Source organism: Selenomonas sp. oral taxon 137 str. F0430 (genome assembly GCF_000183625.1).
Classification (GTDB): Bacteria; Bacillota; Negativicutes; order Selenomonadales; family Selenomonadaceae; genus Centipeda; species Centipeda artemidis.
The window spans coordinates 40430-54177 of sequence record NZ_AENV01000003.1 but is presented as its reverse complement, the minus strand read 5'-3'; the positions used below and the strand labels follow the sequence as shown (position 1 = coordinate 54177).

At 58.8% G+C, this 13748-nt stretch carries 15 protein-coding genes; 6 read left to right on the top strand and 9 right to left on the bottom strand.

Going from position 1 to position 13748, the window contains the following annotated elements; translation table 11 throughout:
* Positions 1–101 precede the first annotated feature (101 nt).
* From HMPREF9162_RS01360 to HMPREF9162_RS01345, 4 genes are all read left to right on the top strand, one after another.
* The gene (locus tag HMPREF9162_RS01360) at positions 102–1766 is read left to right on the top strand and encodes an alpha-glucosidase (RefSeq protein ID WP_009438156.1); all 1665 of its coding nucleotides are present in this window, start codon (positions 102–104) and stop codon (positions 1764–1766) included.
* The gene (locus HMPREF9162_RS01355; RefSeq protein WP_009349131.1) at positions 1763–2536 is read left to right on the top strand and encodes an HAD-IIB family hydrolase; all 774 of its coding nucleotides are present in this window, start codon (positions 1763–1765) and stop codon (positions 2534–2536) included. The genes HMPREF9162_RS01360 and HMPREF9162_RS01355 overlap by 4 nt, the downstream gene beginning before the upstream one ends.
* A 122-nt stretch (positions 2537–2658) precedes the next feature.
* On the top strand, positions 2659–3960 hold the full coding sequence (locus HMPREF9162_RS01350; RefSeq protein WP_009438176.1) for a hexokinase: 1302 nt from the start codon (positions 2659–2661) through the stop codon (positions 3958–3960).
* A 303-nt stretch (positions 3961–4263) separates the two neighbouring features.
* Positions 4264–5457, top strand: a complete 1194-nt coding sequence (locus HMPREF9162_RS01345) for an IS256 family transposase (protein ID WP_050782852.1) — start codon at positions 4264–4266, stop codon at positions 5455–5457.
* A gap of 128 nt (positions 5458–5585) precedes the next feature.
* Here HMPREF9162_RS01345 and nrdG read toward each other — a convergent pair whose 3' ends face one another.
* The 9 genes from nrdG to HMPREF9162_RS01300 all read right to left on the bottom strand — a co-directional run bounded on the left by nrdG (position 5586) and on the right by HMPREF9162_RS01300 (position 12016).
* A complete protein-coding gene (gene nrdG, locus HMPREF9162_RS01340) occupies positions 5586–6107 on the bottom strand; it encodes an anaerobic ribonucleoside-triphosphate reductase activating protein (protein WP_009350264.1) in 522 nt (173 codons plus the stop codon).
* Positions 6085–6369 (bottom strand): anaerobic ribonucleoside-triphosphate reductase, encoded by a 285-nt coding sequence (gene nrdD / locus HMPREF9162_RS01335; protein WP_009350263.1) that lies wholly within the window; start codon positions 6367–6369, stop codon positions 6085–6087. The genes nrdG and nrdD overlap by 23 nt, the downstream gene beginning before the upstream one ends.
* 276 nt (positions 6370–6645) lie before the next feature.
* Positions 6646–7704 carry a mechanosensitive ion channel family protein gene (locus tag HMPREF9162_RS01330; RefSeq protein WP_009438159.1) on the bottom strand — a complete coding sequence of 353 codons (1059 nt, stop codon included), beginning with the start codon at positions 7702–7704 and terminating at the stop codon, positions 6646–6648.
* A gap of 30 nt (positions 7705–7734) precedes the next feature.
* Positions 7735–8187 (bottom strand): hypothetical protein, encoded by a 453-nt coding sequence (locus HMPREF9162_RS01325; protein ID WP_009438169.1) that lies wholly within the window; start codon positions 8185–8187, stop codon positions 7735–7737.
* Positions 8184–8552 (bottom strand): response regulator, encoded by a 369-nt coding sequence (locus tag HMPREF9162_RS01320; protein WP_009350259.1) that lies wholly within the window; start codon positions 8550–8552, stop codon positions 8184–8186. Before HMPREF9162_RS01320 ends, HMPREF9162_RS01325 begins: the two co-directional genes overlap by 4 nt.
* Entirely contained in the window at positions 8549–8959 is a 411-nt protein-coding gene (locus tag HMPREF9162_RS01315; RefSeq protein ID WP_009438172.1) for a cytidine deaminase, read from the bottom strand. Before HMPREF9162_RS01315 ends, HMPREF9162_RS01320 begins: the two co-directional genes overlap by 4 nt.
* Positions 8949–10271 (bottom strand): thymidine phosphorylase, encoded by a 1323-nt coding sequence (locus HMPREF9162_RS01310; protein ID WP_009438165.1) that lies wholly within the window; start codon positions 10269–10271, stop codon positions 8949–8951. Before HMPREF9162_RS01310 ends, HMPREF9162_RS01315 begins: the two co-directional genes overlap by 11 nt.
* A gap of 9 nt (positions 10272–10280) precedes the next feature.
* A complete protein-coding gene (locus HMPREF9162_RS01305; RefSeq protein ID WP_009438181.1) occupies positions 10281–11465 on the bottom strand; it encodes a phosphopentomutase in 1185 nt (394 codons plus the stop codon).
* Positions 11466–11470: 5 nt separating this feature from the next.
* Positions 11471–12016, bottom strand: a complete 546-nt coding sequence (locus HMPREF9162_RS01300; RefSeq protein WP_009438185.1) for a GNAT family N-acetyltransferase — start codon at positions 12014–12016, stop codon at positions 11471–11473.
* A gap of 183 nt (positions 12017–12199) precedes the next feature.
* On the opposite strand from HMPREF9162_RS01300, the gene HMPREF9162_RS01295 reads away from it, so the two are divergent.
* Together HMPREF9162_RS01295 and HMPREF9162_RS01290 are read left to right on the top strand one after the other, a co-directional pair.
* Positions 12200–12673, top strand: coding sequence for a hypothetical protein (locus HMPREF9162_RS01295; RefSeq protein WP_009438157.1), 474 nt, complete (start codon positions 12200–12202; stop codon positions 12671–12673).
* A 35-nt stretch (positions 12674–12708) separates the two neighbouring features.
* A complete protein-coding gene (locus HMPREF9162_RS01290) occupies positions 12709–13737 on the top strand; it encodes a rod shape-determining protein (protein WP_009438179.1) in 1029 nt (342 codons plus the stop codon).
* Positions 13738–13748 lie beyond the last annotated feature (11 nt).

Sequence of the window (13748 nt, the reverse complement as noted above, 5' to 3'; positions counted from 1 at the left end):
CGACAGGGGTCCGAGTATCGTCACCGGCGCCCCTATCGGCTCGCATGCTCGCCACTTCCCCCGTTGCGACGGGGGAAACTCATATAACGAAAGGAACAAGCATGAAAGCAACGAAATGGTGGCAGAACACCGCCGTTTACCAGATCTACCAGAAGAGCTTCAATGACACGACGGGAAGCGGCACAGGCGATCTGCGCGGCATCACGGAAAAGCTCGACTATCTGAAGGATCTCGGCGCGGGTGCGCTCTGGCTCACCCCCGTCTATCCCTCGCCCATGGTCGACAACGGCTACGACATCAGCGACTACACGGGCATCAATCCCCAGTTCGGCACGCTCGCCGACATGGAGGAGCTGATCGCCGAAGCAAAGAAGCGCGATATGCGCATCGTCATGGATCTCGTCTACAACCACAGCTCCGATCAGCATCCGTGGTTTATCGAGTCGAAGTCCAGCCGCAATAACGCAAAGAGCGGCTGGTACATCTGGCGCGACGCGAAACCCGACGGCAGTGCGCCGACGAACTGGCGCGGCATCTTCGGCGGCTCCGCGTGGACGTACTGCGCGGAACGCGATCAATACTACCTCCATACCTTTGCCGAGGCGCAGCCAGATCTCAACTGGGAGAATCCAGAGGTACGTGCAGCCCTCTTTGCAGCGGCGAACTTCTGGCTCGACAAGGGCGTCGGCGGCTTCCGCATTGACGCGATCACCTACATCAAGAAACCCGCCGTCTTCGAGGACGGCACGCCCGACGCGGCGGACGGCATGGTGAGCGTCCACACAATGACGGCGAACACGCCCGGCATCCTCGATTTCCTCCACGAGTTCCGCAGGGAGGTCTTTGACGGGCACGACATCTTCACCGTCGGCGAGGCGAACGGTGTCAGCGTGCCGGAGCTGCCCGACTGGGTCGGCGAGAACGGCGTATTCTCGATGCTGTTCGAGTTTGCGCACGTCCTCGTCCCCTACGAGGACGGCGAATGCTGGTCGAAGATGGTTCCGTGGAAGCTCACAAAGCTCAAGGGCGCACTCTCCGCGAGTCAGGAGGGTGTTGCCAAGGAGGGCTGGTATCCGATCTACTTCGAGAACCATGACCGCGCACGCTCGGTGAACTACTTCTTCCCGAAGGGCGGCGATGCACGCCTTGCGGCAAAGGCACTCGCGACCATTCTCATGACTCTGCGCGGCACGCCCTTCATCTACGAGGGCGAAGAGCTCGGCATGACAAACGTCAAATGGGATACGATCGACGCATACGATGACATCTCCTCCCACGGGCAATACGAGCTTGCACTGAAGGAAGGATTCTCGCCCGCAGAGGCACTGTCCTTTGTCCACTTCAACAGCCGTGACAATGCGCGTACGCCGATGCAGTGGAACGATACGGCGAACGCCGGATTCACCACAGGTACGCCGTGGCTGCCCGCAAACGAGAACTATCACACAATCAATGCGGCGGCAGAGGAAGCGGATGCGGACTCCGTGCTCAATTACTACAAGCAGATCATCCGTCTGCGCAAGACGAATCCCGTACTGCTCAACGGGGTCTATGAGGAACTGCTTGCCGAAAACGAGCAGATCTACGCATTCTCTCGTACAGAAGGCAATCGCCGCATCGTTACGGCAGTCAACTTTTCCGCAGAGGAGGCACAGCTTCCCGCAGGATTTTTGAGGGGCGTGCGGCTCATCGGCAGCTATGCGGATGCGCCAAAGGCTGCGCTCCGTCCGCTCGAGGCGGTTGTCTATGAGGAGGAAGTAAAATGAAGGTAGCGGCAAGCGATTACGACGGCACGCTCCTCCGGGGCGGCAAAATCGACGAGGAGACTAAGGAGGGCATTGCCCGCTGGCGTGCCGCAGGGCACAAGTTCGGTGTGATCTCGGGACGCGACTATGGGATGCTTGTCCCGCAGCTTGAGGAATACGGCGTGGAGTTCGACTACACCGTCTGCAACAACGGCGGCATCATACGGGGTGCGGATGCAGCCGTCCGATTTCAGGCGGAGATTGATCCTCGCGCGCTCACGGCGATTGCGTCGGAGCCGAGCGCACAGAAATCCTTCCACTTCGCCTTCTCTGCAGCAGATGTGACCTATCTCTGCCACCACTCCGAGGGTTCGTGGATCGAGCGCGAGGCAAAGGACTGGGATTTCCCCATCGTCTACATCGAGGAGAGCGAGATCGGAGGACTGACGGGGATTCAGCAGTTCTCGCTCGGCTTTCATGAACCTGCTCTCTCGGAAGAATGTGCGGCGGTGCTGAACGCAAAGCTCAGTGACAAGATTCATGCGTTCCCAAATGCGTGCAGCCTTGACATCACGCCCGCCGGCATCAGCAAGGATCAGGGCATCCGCACCCTCCTCTCCGTCATGGGATGGGATGGCGCGGAGGTGTTCGCCATCGGCGACGAGACGAACGACCTGCCGATGCTGAAGGCATGGGGAGGCTACTCGCTTACGACCGCACGTCCCGAGATACAAGCACAGGCGAAGCAGGTGTTCCCGAGCGTCGGCGCGATGCTCGATCACTTTTGCTAAGCTATCACTGATAAGTGGCGCCCCTTCCACCGCTTACGCGGTCCCCCTCCCCCGTTTCGAACGGGGGAGGCTAGGGCGAACCGATAGGGGCGTTCCCACAACTTTTCTTGGGAGGAGTTACCATGGGATTTGATCGTGAACGATTTGACGAGACAAAGGCTGCCTTCACCATAGACAACGATGCGCTCCGCAAAATCGCTGATGATTTCCGTGCCGATATGTGCGCGGGGCTTGCCGGCAAAGAGGGCGCAACGCTCCGTATGCTCCGCTCCTACGCAGGACTTCCAAGCGGAAAGGAGCACGGCTCCTTCCTCGCGCTCGACTTCGGCGGCACAAATGTACGAGCACTTCGCATCCTCCTCAAGGGCGGCGGCGAATATGAGGTACTGAGCAAGGTCGCAAAGCCGCTCACCCTCCCCGGTGTCTATGACTACGTCAGCGCGGATGCAACGGCGGAAGAAATGTTTGACTTCCTCGCTGAGATCATCGATGAGGCGATCGAGGGAAATCGCACAACGAAATACCTGCTCGGACACACCTTCTCCTTCCCCTCGCAGCAGACCGACCTCTACAATGCGAAGCTGATTGTATGGACGAAGGAATTCGCCACGCAGGGGGTCGAGGGTAAGGTCGTCAACGACCTCCTCAAAGAGGCACTCGCACGGCGCGGCATGAGGAACGTCGAACCCGTCGCAGTTATCAATGACACGGTCGCAGTCCTGCTCGCGGCAGCATACAAGCACGAGCACACCTACATCGGCTCCATCTACGCCACGGGGCAGAACACCTGCTACTACGAGGAGTTCGCGGACGGCAGCGAGCCGCCTACCGTCATCAACATGGAGTCGGGCGGCTTCGGAAAACTGCCCTTCTCCAAATACGATGAGATTCTGGACAGGGAGTCCGAGCAGCCCGGCGCACAGCGTCTTGAGAAGATGGTATCGGGACGCTACCTCGGGTCGCTCTATGGCGCGGCGCTCGCCGACCTCCTCGGTACGGACGGGGTTTACCCCTTTTCGAGCATTGAACTCTCCGAGATCATCGCAGATGCCTATCTCGACCGCCATTCGGCGGGCGCCGTCATCGAGGCAAAAACGGGCATGACCTTCACCGCCTCCGAGCGTGCCCTTCTGCAGGAGCTCGCGACTGCAGTCATCGTCCGCTCTGCACGCATCGTTGCGGCGACCTACGTCGCCATCATTCAGCACCGCATGGGTGAAAACGCGCTTGAGAACCAGTTCGTCGCCGTCGACGGCTCCGTCTATGAGAAAGTCCCGCTTGTCGCGCATCATCTGCGTGGTGCACTCGACACGCTGCTCTTGGACGAGGCGGTCAACGTCAAGATCATCCTCGAAAACACCGGCTCCGCCCTCGGCGCAGCACTCGCAGCAGCTATGACAGAACGAAATGAAAGGATAAAATGAAATCGGTTCGTTGTAAAATGAAGTTGAACAGCTAAACAAAAACAAAATCCATAGTGACATCCCGTGCTATAATGGTTCCGCTACAAAACATCAGCAAAGGAGCAATCACTATGGATTACGCCTATTCTACCACAATGGAAGCTGTTCGTAAATCGGGAAAGCACTTTACCCGGGAGTGTATAATAAACTGTGTAAATAGGGATACAGCTTAGGAACACTCCCCGTGAGGGGAAGTCAAAAACTAAGGAGGAAACCTTATGTCAAAGAGCCCCCCCACGGCGCGGTGCAACGCTCGCCAAGGCAATTATCGAAGAGTATCAACCCAAAACCGTAGAGGATATGCAAAACGCCCTCAAAGAAATCTTCGGTCCCATGTTTGAAGCCATGCTCAACGGCGAGATGGAAAACCACCTCGGTTACATGAGCAACGAGCGCAGCGAAAAGGATACAGCAAATCGCCGCAACGGATATACCCCCAAAGTCCTCAAAACCTCAGCAGGCGAGGTTCCCATCAGCGTCCCAAGAGACCGTGACGGCTCTTTTACACCGCAAATCGTTCCCAAAAGACAGACGGACGTTTCGTCCATTGAAGGAAAAGTGCTCGCGATGTATGCCAGAGGAATGAGTCAGCGAGACATCTCCTCCACCATCGATGACATCTATGGCTTTATGCTCAGTGCCGAGCAAATCTCGCATATTACAGACAGTGTGCTTGACGAGCTGCATGAATGGCAAAATCGACCGCTCAAGGCATTTTATCCATTTGTCTTCGTTGACTGTATCTATGTTTCAATGCGCGGTGACAAAGGCGTATCTGATCAAGCGGTATATGTGATCCTCGGATATGACCTAAAAGGCAAGAAAGACGTTCTAGGGCTATGGATGGGAGATACGGAAAGCAAACATCACTGGATGCAGGTATTTGACGAGATCAAAGCACGCGGCGTACAGGACATCGGCTTCATATCAATGGACGGAGTGAGCGGCCTGGAAGACGGCGCAAAGTCGATCTTTAAGAACGTGGTGGTACAGCGGTGCATTGTTCACCTGATACGCAATTCTCTTAAATACGTTCCGAGCAAGGATTACAAGGCATTTACGGCACAACTTAAAAAGATCTATGGGGCAGTTAGCCTTCGGGCTGCACAGAGCGAATTTGAGAAATTCTGTGAGACTTGGAGCAAGTATCCGGGCGCAATTCGCGTATGGAAGGACAACTTCCGGCATGTTGAGCAGCTTTACCAATATGGCAGTGATGTCCGTCGTGTCATGTACACAACAAATGCGATAGAGAGCGTCAATGCAAGTTTTCGCAAAGTAACGAAGCAGGGGGCATTTCAAAGCGAGACGGCTGTGTTCAAGGTGTTTTACTTACGGATCAAGGAGCTGTACAAGAAGTGGAAGGGACACTCCATTCAGAACTGGGCGATTGTGATGAATCAACTCTGTATTGATGAGCGGCTCGGACAGATGATCCGAAAATATTCCGCTCTATAAGAAACTTACACACTTTACTTGACATACCCACATTAAAAAGAGAAAATATAAATACAACAAAAGGGGACGGCCGCATTTGCAGTCGTCCCCTTTTGCGTTGTTGTTAGGTGTGGTGTTGCTAAGTGTTGTTAGTCGTTTGCGTAAAGAAGTGTGAGTTCGCCGGTGCGGCGCGTGGCGGCGAGATCGATGACACGCTGGTTGCGCGATCCGCGAAAGTGCAGCGTGAGATCGCGCAGCTCTTCGCGGTAGTCGCCGTCAACGAGGACGTCCAGTTCTTCGAGCAGCGCGTCCACGTCCGTGTCGCCCTGTGCGCGGAGTTCTTCGAGAGTAAACCCCGTGTAGCTCCACACATCGAGCCCACGTGCGTGTGCGGCGCGTGCGAGCGGGAGCAGTGCCCCCGGCTGAAGGAACGGTTCGCCGCCGCTGAGCGTCAGCCCCGTGAGGAGCGGGTTTTCATCCAGCTCCGCGACCACGGCGCCGACGGTTGTCGTGCGTCCGCCGACGAGCGGCTGTGTCTCCGGATTGTGACATCCGGGGCACCGCCGCGGACAGCCCTGTGTAAAGACCGTCAGGCGGATGCCCTCACCGTCGACGATGGAGTCGCGGGCGATGCCGGAGATGCGGATCTCAGTGGAGTCCGTGCTTGACACGCTCGTGTTCCTCGGCGCGCTTGGCGTTGTTCCAGCGATCCGTGGTGCCAACGAGATAGCCCGTGATGCGGCGGACGCGCTCGAACTTCGGCTGACGCACTTCGTAGCCGAGTGTGACGCGACCGTCGTCCGTGCCCGTGATGGAGAGGCTGTCGAGCTTCTCGTTCGTCTGTCCCTCGATGTACGAGATGTAGTTCTCTACCTCGTGCGCGGTGACATCCGTAAGACCGTTTACCGTGACGTTGATATCGTTGACAATCATGCTGCATTCTCCTTTGAGTTCCGCCGCATGCGGCGGGATAATGTTTTGGGCGTTTGTTGCGCCGTCTGGTGAGGATTATACAACATGTAGTGGGCAGGAGTCAATAGGAAATCTATATATAGTTGTTTTACACAGACTTATCCACAGAAAAATTTTGGGAAAAAGATATGGCAATGTCGATTTTTCCAATGAAAAAAAGGCGCCTCGGGCATTCCGGCGGCGCCAAAATTATCCACAATAATCCGCCGCTCATGGCGGTGTATTCTGTGGATAAGCCTATTCGTTCGCTTCCTGTTCTTGGATGATGGTGCGGATCGGATAGGGCATGTCAATGCCTTCTTTGCGGTAGCGTTCGGTGAGCGCCTTGATGAACTCGTGCTTGATCACGCCCTGATGGTCAAAAAGACTCGACTGTAGGACGACGACAAAGTCGATGGAGGATTCGCCAAAATCCGTGAAACGCACGACCGGGTTCGCGCTTGCATCCTCGTCGACGCGTGCGAGCACTTCGCGTGCCGTCTCGACGGTGACGCGCTCCACGAGCACGAGATCACTGTCGTACGCGACACCGATGGGAACACTGATGTTGATCTGATTGCTCGGCAGACTGTAGTTCGTAATGTTTGCGCCCGCAATCGTTTTGTTTGGAATGACGATGGTATTGCTTGCGCCGACGGGGATGATGGTCGTGAACCGCCATGTGATGTCCGTGACGCGCCCTTCCTCACCGCTGCTGAGTTTGATGTAGTCGCCAAGACGGAGCTGTTTCGAGAGGATGAGATGGAGTCCCGCAAAGATGTTTGCGAGCGTTTCCTGCAGGGCGAGCGCGACTGCCATGCCGCCGACGCCCGCTGCCGTGAGGATGGGGGCAATGGAGATGCCGTAGTATTGGAGGATGACAAGAATCCCCATCGCGTAGATGACACCGATGAGAATGCTGTTGAGCAGCGTCGTCTTTGGCAGATTTTTGTCCGATCGCTCGAAATACATGGTGACGACGCCGTCCACGGTACGCGCAATCACGCGTGTGATGGTCAGCACGTTGCTCGTAAAGAGCAGATAGGAAAATAATTTTGTGAGCGTCGGCGAGATCTCCACGGCGTCAATCGCCCAGTAGAGACCGATGATGAAGCTGAAAAAAATCGGCACACCGTGCATAGAGCGGATGAGCACATATTTCCAAGTGCTTTCCTCCACCGCGAGGTGGCGGTTGACATAGCGGCGGATCAAGCGGTCGGCGATGATGCCGACGGTGAGCGCGGCGCAGACGATGCAAACCGGGACGAGGAGAAGATCTAAAAGCGTATGGAGATCGAGATCGAATAGGGCAGTCAAGATGAGCTCCTTTCAAAAAGCTGGCTGCGTTCAGGCAGGGAGAAATTCTTCCTGCGCGGCGATAATGTGCATCGTACCGAACGGACTTGCGGCGTCGCATCGGAGGACAGTGCCGGCAGGCAAAGGGGCGGCGTACGCATGGCTCGGCGGCTCTTCGATAGAGACAGCATGTCCGCGCGCGCGCATTTCGGAGGAAAAATGCCCGTTGATGACGTTGAAGAGTTCCCCTGCGGCATCGACGGCGAGCTCCTCGGCGGTGTCGAGACAGACGCCGCTGTAGCCCGCCGCGATCGCATAGAACGCGTCCGCAGGCATGGCAAGTCCCACGATGAAGGGCAGACCGTCCGCCGTGAGACGCTGGGACAAGGTAATGTATGGGGGCGGCGTGTCCGCAGGCTGTGCGGACACGGATGCCTCCACATGTGCATAGACCGAGAGCCCATGCAGGAATGATGCCGTATATGCACCGAACAACTCGCTCATGATTCCTCCCGATACGCGCGTATCTTGGCGAGCGCTGTTGTGATCTCGTGGTCGGCATATGGCTTTTGGATGAACATGAGCGCGCCGCTTGCATGGGCGCGGGCGACGTTCTCCTCCGACGCGTCGGTCGAGATCATGACGACGGGGAGACGGGGGTGCACCGCCCGCAGGCGGCGGAGCGTTTCGCATCCGTCGACGCCGGGCAGTATGACGTCGAGAAAGACGCCGTCGGGCAGATCACTCTCCGCCTGTTTCAGCGCCTCTTCGCCATTCGCAGCCTCGACGACGGTGTGACCGCGGTCGGAGAGCTCCGCGCGCAGCTTGAGCCGGACGAGACGCGAGTCGTCAACGATGAGGATTTTCATGTGGGGGATTCCTCCTTTGCAGGGAGCGCCGCCGCGCCAAAGGCGTGCGGGAGCAGTTCGGCAGGCGAGAGGACATGCATATTGCCGCGTAAATTCGCGAGGATGACGCGGCGGATGGGAAACTCCGCCATCACCTGCCGGCACATGCCGCAGGGGGCGCAGACGTCCGGGCTGTCCGCCACGATGGCAAGCGCGTCGAAATCGCGCTCCCCGTCCGTAACGGCGCGGGCGATCGCCGCGCGCTCGGCGCAGATGCCGACGGGATAGGAGGCGTTCTCGACGTTCACGCCGCCGTAGACGCGCCCGCTGCGCGCAAGGAGAGCCGCCCCAACGGCGAACCGTGAGTAGGGCGCATAGGCGTGCGCACGAAAGCGCATCGCCGCCGCAACGAGTTCTCTATCGGTCATGATACCCCTCCGCGTCCACCGTGCCGTAGATGAGCTTCTGCGGTGCAGGCGGTATGGCATCTATGGCATAGGCGTCTCCGAGACGGGCGAGGCCCGCCGTGAGCCGCTCCTCGCTCTCGGCATAGAGTGTTGCGAGTGCATCGCCCGTTGTGACAGGATCGCCGTATTTCTTGTCGAGGTAGATGCCCGCGGCATGGTCGATCGGGGCATTTTTGTCCGCGCGCCCCGCCCCGACGAGGACGGCGGCACGACCGACGGTCTCAGCGTCGAGACGCGCGATATAGCCGGTCTCTTTTGCCGTGAGCACGCATTGATGTTTTGCCTGCGGGAATTTGCGCGGATCGGAGAGCACGGCGGTGTCGCCGCTCTGTGCCGCCGTCATGCGGGCAAAGGTCTCGAACGCCGATCCGTCCGCAACGGCGGATTCGGCGCGGGAACGGCAGTCCACGCGCGTACCGCATCCCGCCAGATGCAGCATTTCCGCCGCGAGGGAGAGGGAGACTTCGCGGAGATCGGCGGAACCCTCGCCGCGCAGTACCTCCATCGCCTCGGTGACTTCAAGGTTGTTGCCGACGGCATTGCCGAGCGGGACGTCCATGTTCGTGAGGAGCGCGGCGGTCGAGAGTCCCGCGCCCCGACCGATGTCAACCATGAGGGCGGCGAGCGTGCGCGCCTCCTCGGCGGTCTTCATGAACGCGCCGCGCCCGACCTTCACGTCGAGGAGAACGGCGTCGGCGCCGCAGGCGAGCTTCTTGCTCATGATGGACGATGCGATGAGGGGGATGCTGTCGACGGTCGCCGTCACATCACGCAGAGCGTAGAGCAGCTTGTCCGCGCGCGCGAGCGTCCCTGCCTGCGCGATGAGACTCATGCGGCAGTCGCGCACGACGGCGAAGAACTCTTCCTGCGTGAGGTCGGTGCGGAATCCGGGGATGGACTCGAGCTTATCCACCGTGCCGCCCGTATGTCCGAGCCCGCGCCCCGACATCTTCGGCGCATAGCAGCCGCACGCCGCAACAATGGGACTTACGATGAGTGTTGTCTTGTCACCGACGCCGCCTGTCGAATGCTTGTCAATCTTGATGCCGTCGATGGCGGAGAGGTCGATGCGGTCGCCCGATGCCGCCATGATTTTCGTGAGGTTCGTGGTCTCCTCGGGCGTCATTCCATTGAAATAAATTGCCATCAGCATGGCGGACATTTGATAGTCGGGGATTTCGCCCGCAACATAGCCGCCGATCATGTAGGAGAGTTCGTCGTAGGAGAGCGCGCCGCCGCGCTTTTTCACCGTGATGAGGTCGTACATATTCATGGCGCACCTCTAGATCAAGATGGAGGGGAGGAAACTCTCGCCCTTGGTCGTGAGCGGCACGTCGAACATGTCCGCGATGCTTGCGCCGATCATGGCAAAGGTCGGATATGTGCCGAGACTGTGCGGCGCGATGTAGGCACCGTAGACGAGGAGCGGGACATACTCGCGCGTGTGATCCGTGCCCGCCGCGCCGGGGTCGCAGCCGTGGTCGGCGGTGATCATGAGAACGTCGCTCTCCCTCATGCGTGGGAGGAATGTGCCGAGCCAGTCGTCGAACTCCTGCATGGCACGCGCATATCCTTCCACGTCGCGGCGGTGACCGTAGATCATGTCGCCGTCGACGAGGTTGATGTAGGCGAGCCCGGTGAAGTCCTCGTCCACGAGGGTCGTCGTCTTCCTCATGCCGTCCGTATTGCTCTCGTTCACGCCGAGCGAGCGCGTCAGCCCGCGCCCCGCGAAGATGTCCGAAATCTTCCCGACGCCGATGACGTCCTTGCCCGCGTGCTTCAGCGCGTCGAGGATCGTCTCGCCCGTCGGTTCGAGAGAAAAGTCGTGACGGCGTGGCGTGCGCTCGTAGTTTGGATACGCGCCGACGAAGGGGCGCGCGATGATGCGTCCGACGGCGTGCGCGCCGCACATGATCTCGCGTGCTTTGCGGCAATAGGCATAGAGCTGCTCGACGGGAACGCAGTCCTCGTGCGCCGCGATTTGGAGCACGCTGTCGGCGGATGTGTAGACGATGAGCGCACCCGTCTCCTCATGCTCCTGTCCGTAGTCGTGGATGACCTGCGTGCCCGAGTAGGGCTTGTTGCAGAGAACCTTCCGTCCGAACGCCGCTTCGAGCTGCGCGATGACGTCCTCGGGGAAGCCGTCCGGATAGGTTGGCAGCGGCTCGTTGCGCACGATGCCTGCCATCTCCCAATGCCCGATCGTTGTGTCCTTGCCGCGCGAGAGCTCGCGCAGGCGCGCGTACGCTCCCACGGGTTCATCGTGCATCCTGCCGCAGTCTACGCCGTCGATGTTGTAAAGCCCGAGCTTTCGGAGATTCTTTGCGGGGAACAGTCCGCTCTCGGTGACGGAGCGCAGCGTGCTGCACGTCGCCGCGTCGCCGAACTCCGCTGCGTCGGGGGCTGCGCCGATGCCGAAGCTGTCGAGCACGATGAGGAAAACGCGGTTGATGCCTGTGTTTTTCATGGAACTCAAATCCCTTCTAATTCAAGACCCGCACGTTTGCGTGCGCGATACTCGCGGTCGAGGATGCCGAGGACGACGAGGTTTTCGTAAACGCCCTTGTGGAGCAGTGTCTCACGGATGAGCGCCTCGCGCACCATGCCCTCGGACTCGTAGAGGTGCAGCGCGCGCGCGTTGTAGTCCTTGCAGTCGAGCCATGCGCGGTGGGCGCCGCAGACGTCAAACGCCCATGCCTTCAGGAGCTGCATCGTCTCGTGTCCGTAGCCGCAGCCCTTCTTCTCGACGACGACGTGCGTCCACTCCTGCTCCTTGCTCTCGAGCAGCAGCCCGCCAACGTGGAGGTAGCCGACACGCACGAGCGGCTCCTTCTCCACGACAATGAGGTCGAGCGCCGCCTTTCCTTGTAAAATAATCGTCTCGTGATCTGCGCGGGAAAACGGGACGATGTAGTCCCGGTTGTCCTCCGCCTCCTGCAGCGCGCAGATGTAGTCGATGTCCTCCGGCTCTGCGCGGCGCAGGAAGAGACGCCTGCTTTCTCTTAGGATTTCCGCCATCATGTACTCCTTTTATGAAAGAACTTCTCTTTGCTATTTTACATTGAATCGCCCCGTCAATGCAAATATTTTACGCGGTGGGCGCGGTGATCGGCGCATAATTATAGATTGACGCGGCACGGGGAAAATCATATAATGGAAAGACTTGATAGAGATTGTACCAAAGGAAATGGGGAAGCAGGCATGGGAGAGCAGAAAAAGCCGACCGTCCGCGAAGTGCTTTGGCGCAAGAAGCGTGCGCGCGACCGGGTGCTTGCCACGGTCGGGAATCTGTGCGATGAGGCGTGGGCTATTTTTGAGAAGATCGCAGCGGATCGCTCGGCGACATCGCGCGACGCTGTGACCGCACGCGAGATGAGCCTGCGGCTGCGCTCGCTTGCTTATGTTATTGAAGGGGAGCATTACATCGACCGCATCGCGTTCGAGCTGCGTACGAAGGATGCTTACATGACCGCAGCCGAGGTCTCAAAGGCGTATGTCTCGGAAATGGCGATTCCTTATCTCGACGGCATTTTGAACTACGGGAAAAAGTGCAAATGGGACAACAAGACGCTCGAAGAGGAATACATGGAGTCGCTTGAGAAATCGCTCGAAGAGATCCGCACTGCCGTGACGCCCGTCCCCGAACAATTCGTGGTCGAGGATGAGGACAATTGATTTTTGAACCGTAATTATTAGGAGGATTTCCGTACATGTTCGGCATGTCAATGGATATAGGAATCGACCTCGGGACGGCAAACGTCCTCGTCTATGTGAAACGCAAGGGCATCGTCCTCAAGGAACCGTCCGTCGTCGCCGTCAACCGCGACACGAATCAGGTGCTCGCCATCGGAGAGGATGCGCGCCGCATGATCGGGCGCACGCCCGGCAACATCGTTGCCATACGCCCGCTGCGCGACGGTGTGATCGCGGATTACGACATCACGGAGAGTATGCTCCGTTTCTTCATCGAAAAAGTCGTCGGGCGCAGCATCGTCTTCCGCCCGCGCATCATGATCTGTATCCCCTCGGGGGTGACGATGGTCGAGCAGCGTGCCGTGCAGGAGGCCGCCGAGCAGGCGGGGGCGCGGCACATTCAGCTCATCGAGGAGCCGCTCGCGGCGGCGATGGGCGCGGGACTCGACATCGTGGAGGCACAGGGCTCGATGGTCGTCGACATCGGCGGCGGTACGACCGATATTGCTGTCATCAGTCTCGGCGGCATCGTGACAAGCGAGAGCCTGCGCATGGCGGGCGACACGTTCGACGAGGATATCATCGCGTATGTGAAGCGTGAGTTCAACCTGCTCATCGGCGAACGCACAGCGGAGGAGATCAAGACGCGTGTCGGCGCGGCACATACGGCGGCACGGCGCGAACAGATGGACATTCGCGGGCGCGATCTCCTTTCGGGGCTGCCGAAGACGGTCACGATCTCGACGGCACAGGCATCGGCTGCGATTGAGACATCCGTGATGCGCATTGTTGACTGTGTGAAAAAGGTGCTCGAGGATACGCCGCCGGAGCTTGCGGCGGACATCATGGATCGCGGCATTGTCCTCACGGGCGGCGGCGCACTCCTCTACGGCATGGCGGAGCTGATTCAGCGCGAGACGGGGACGCCGACGCTTGTCGCGGATGATCCTATGTCCTGCGTTGCGATGGGGTGCGGCAAGGCACTCGACGTCTTTGACAAATTTGACGGCAAGGCGACGAATACGACATTCGGCAGGAAAAAATAGAGGAAAATTTT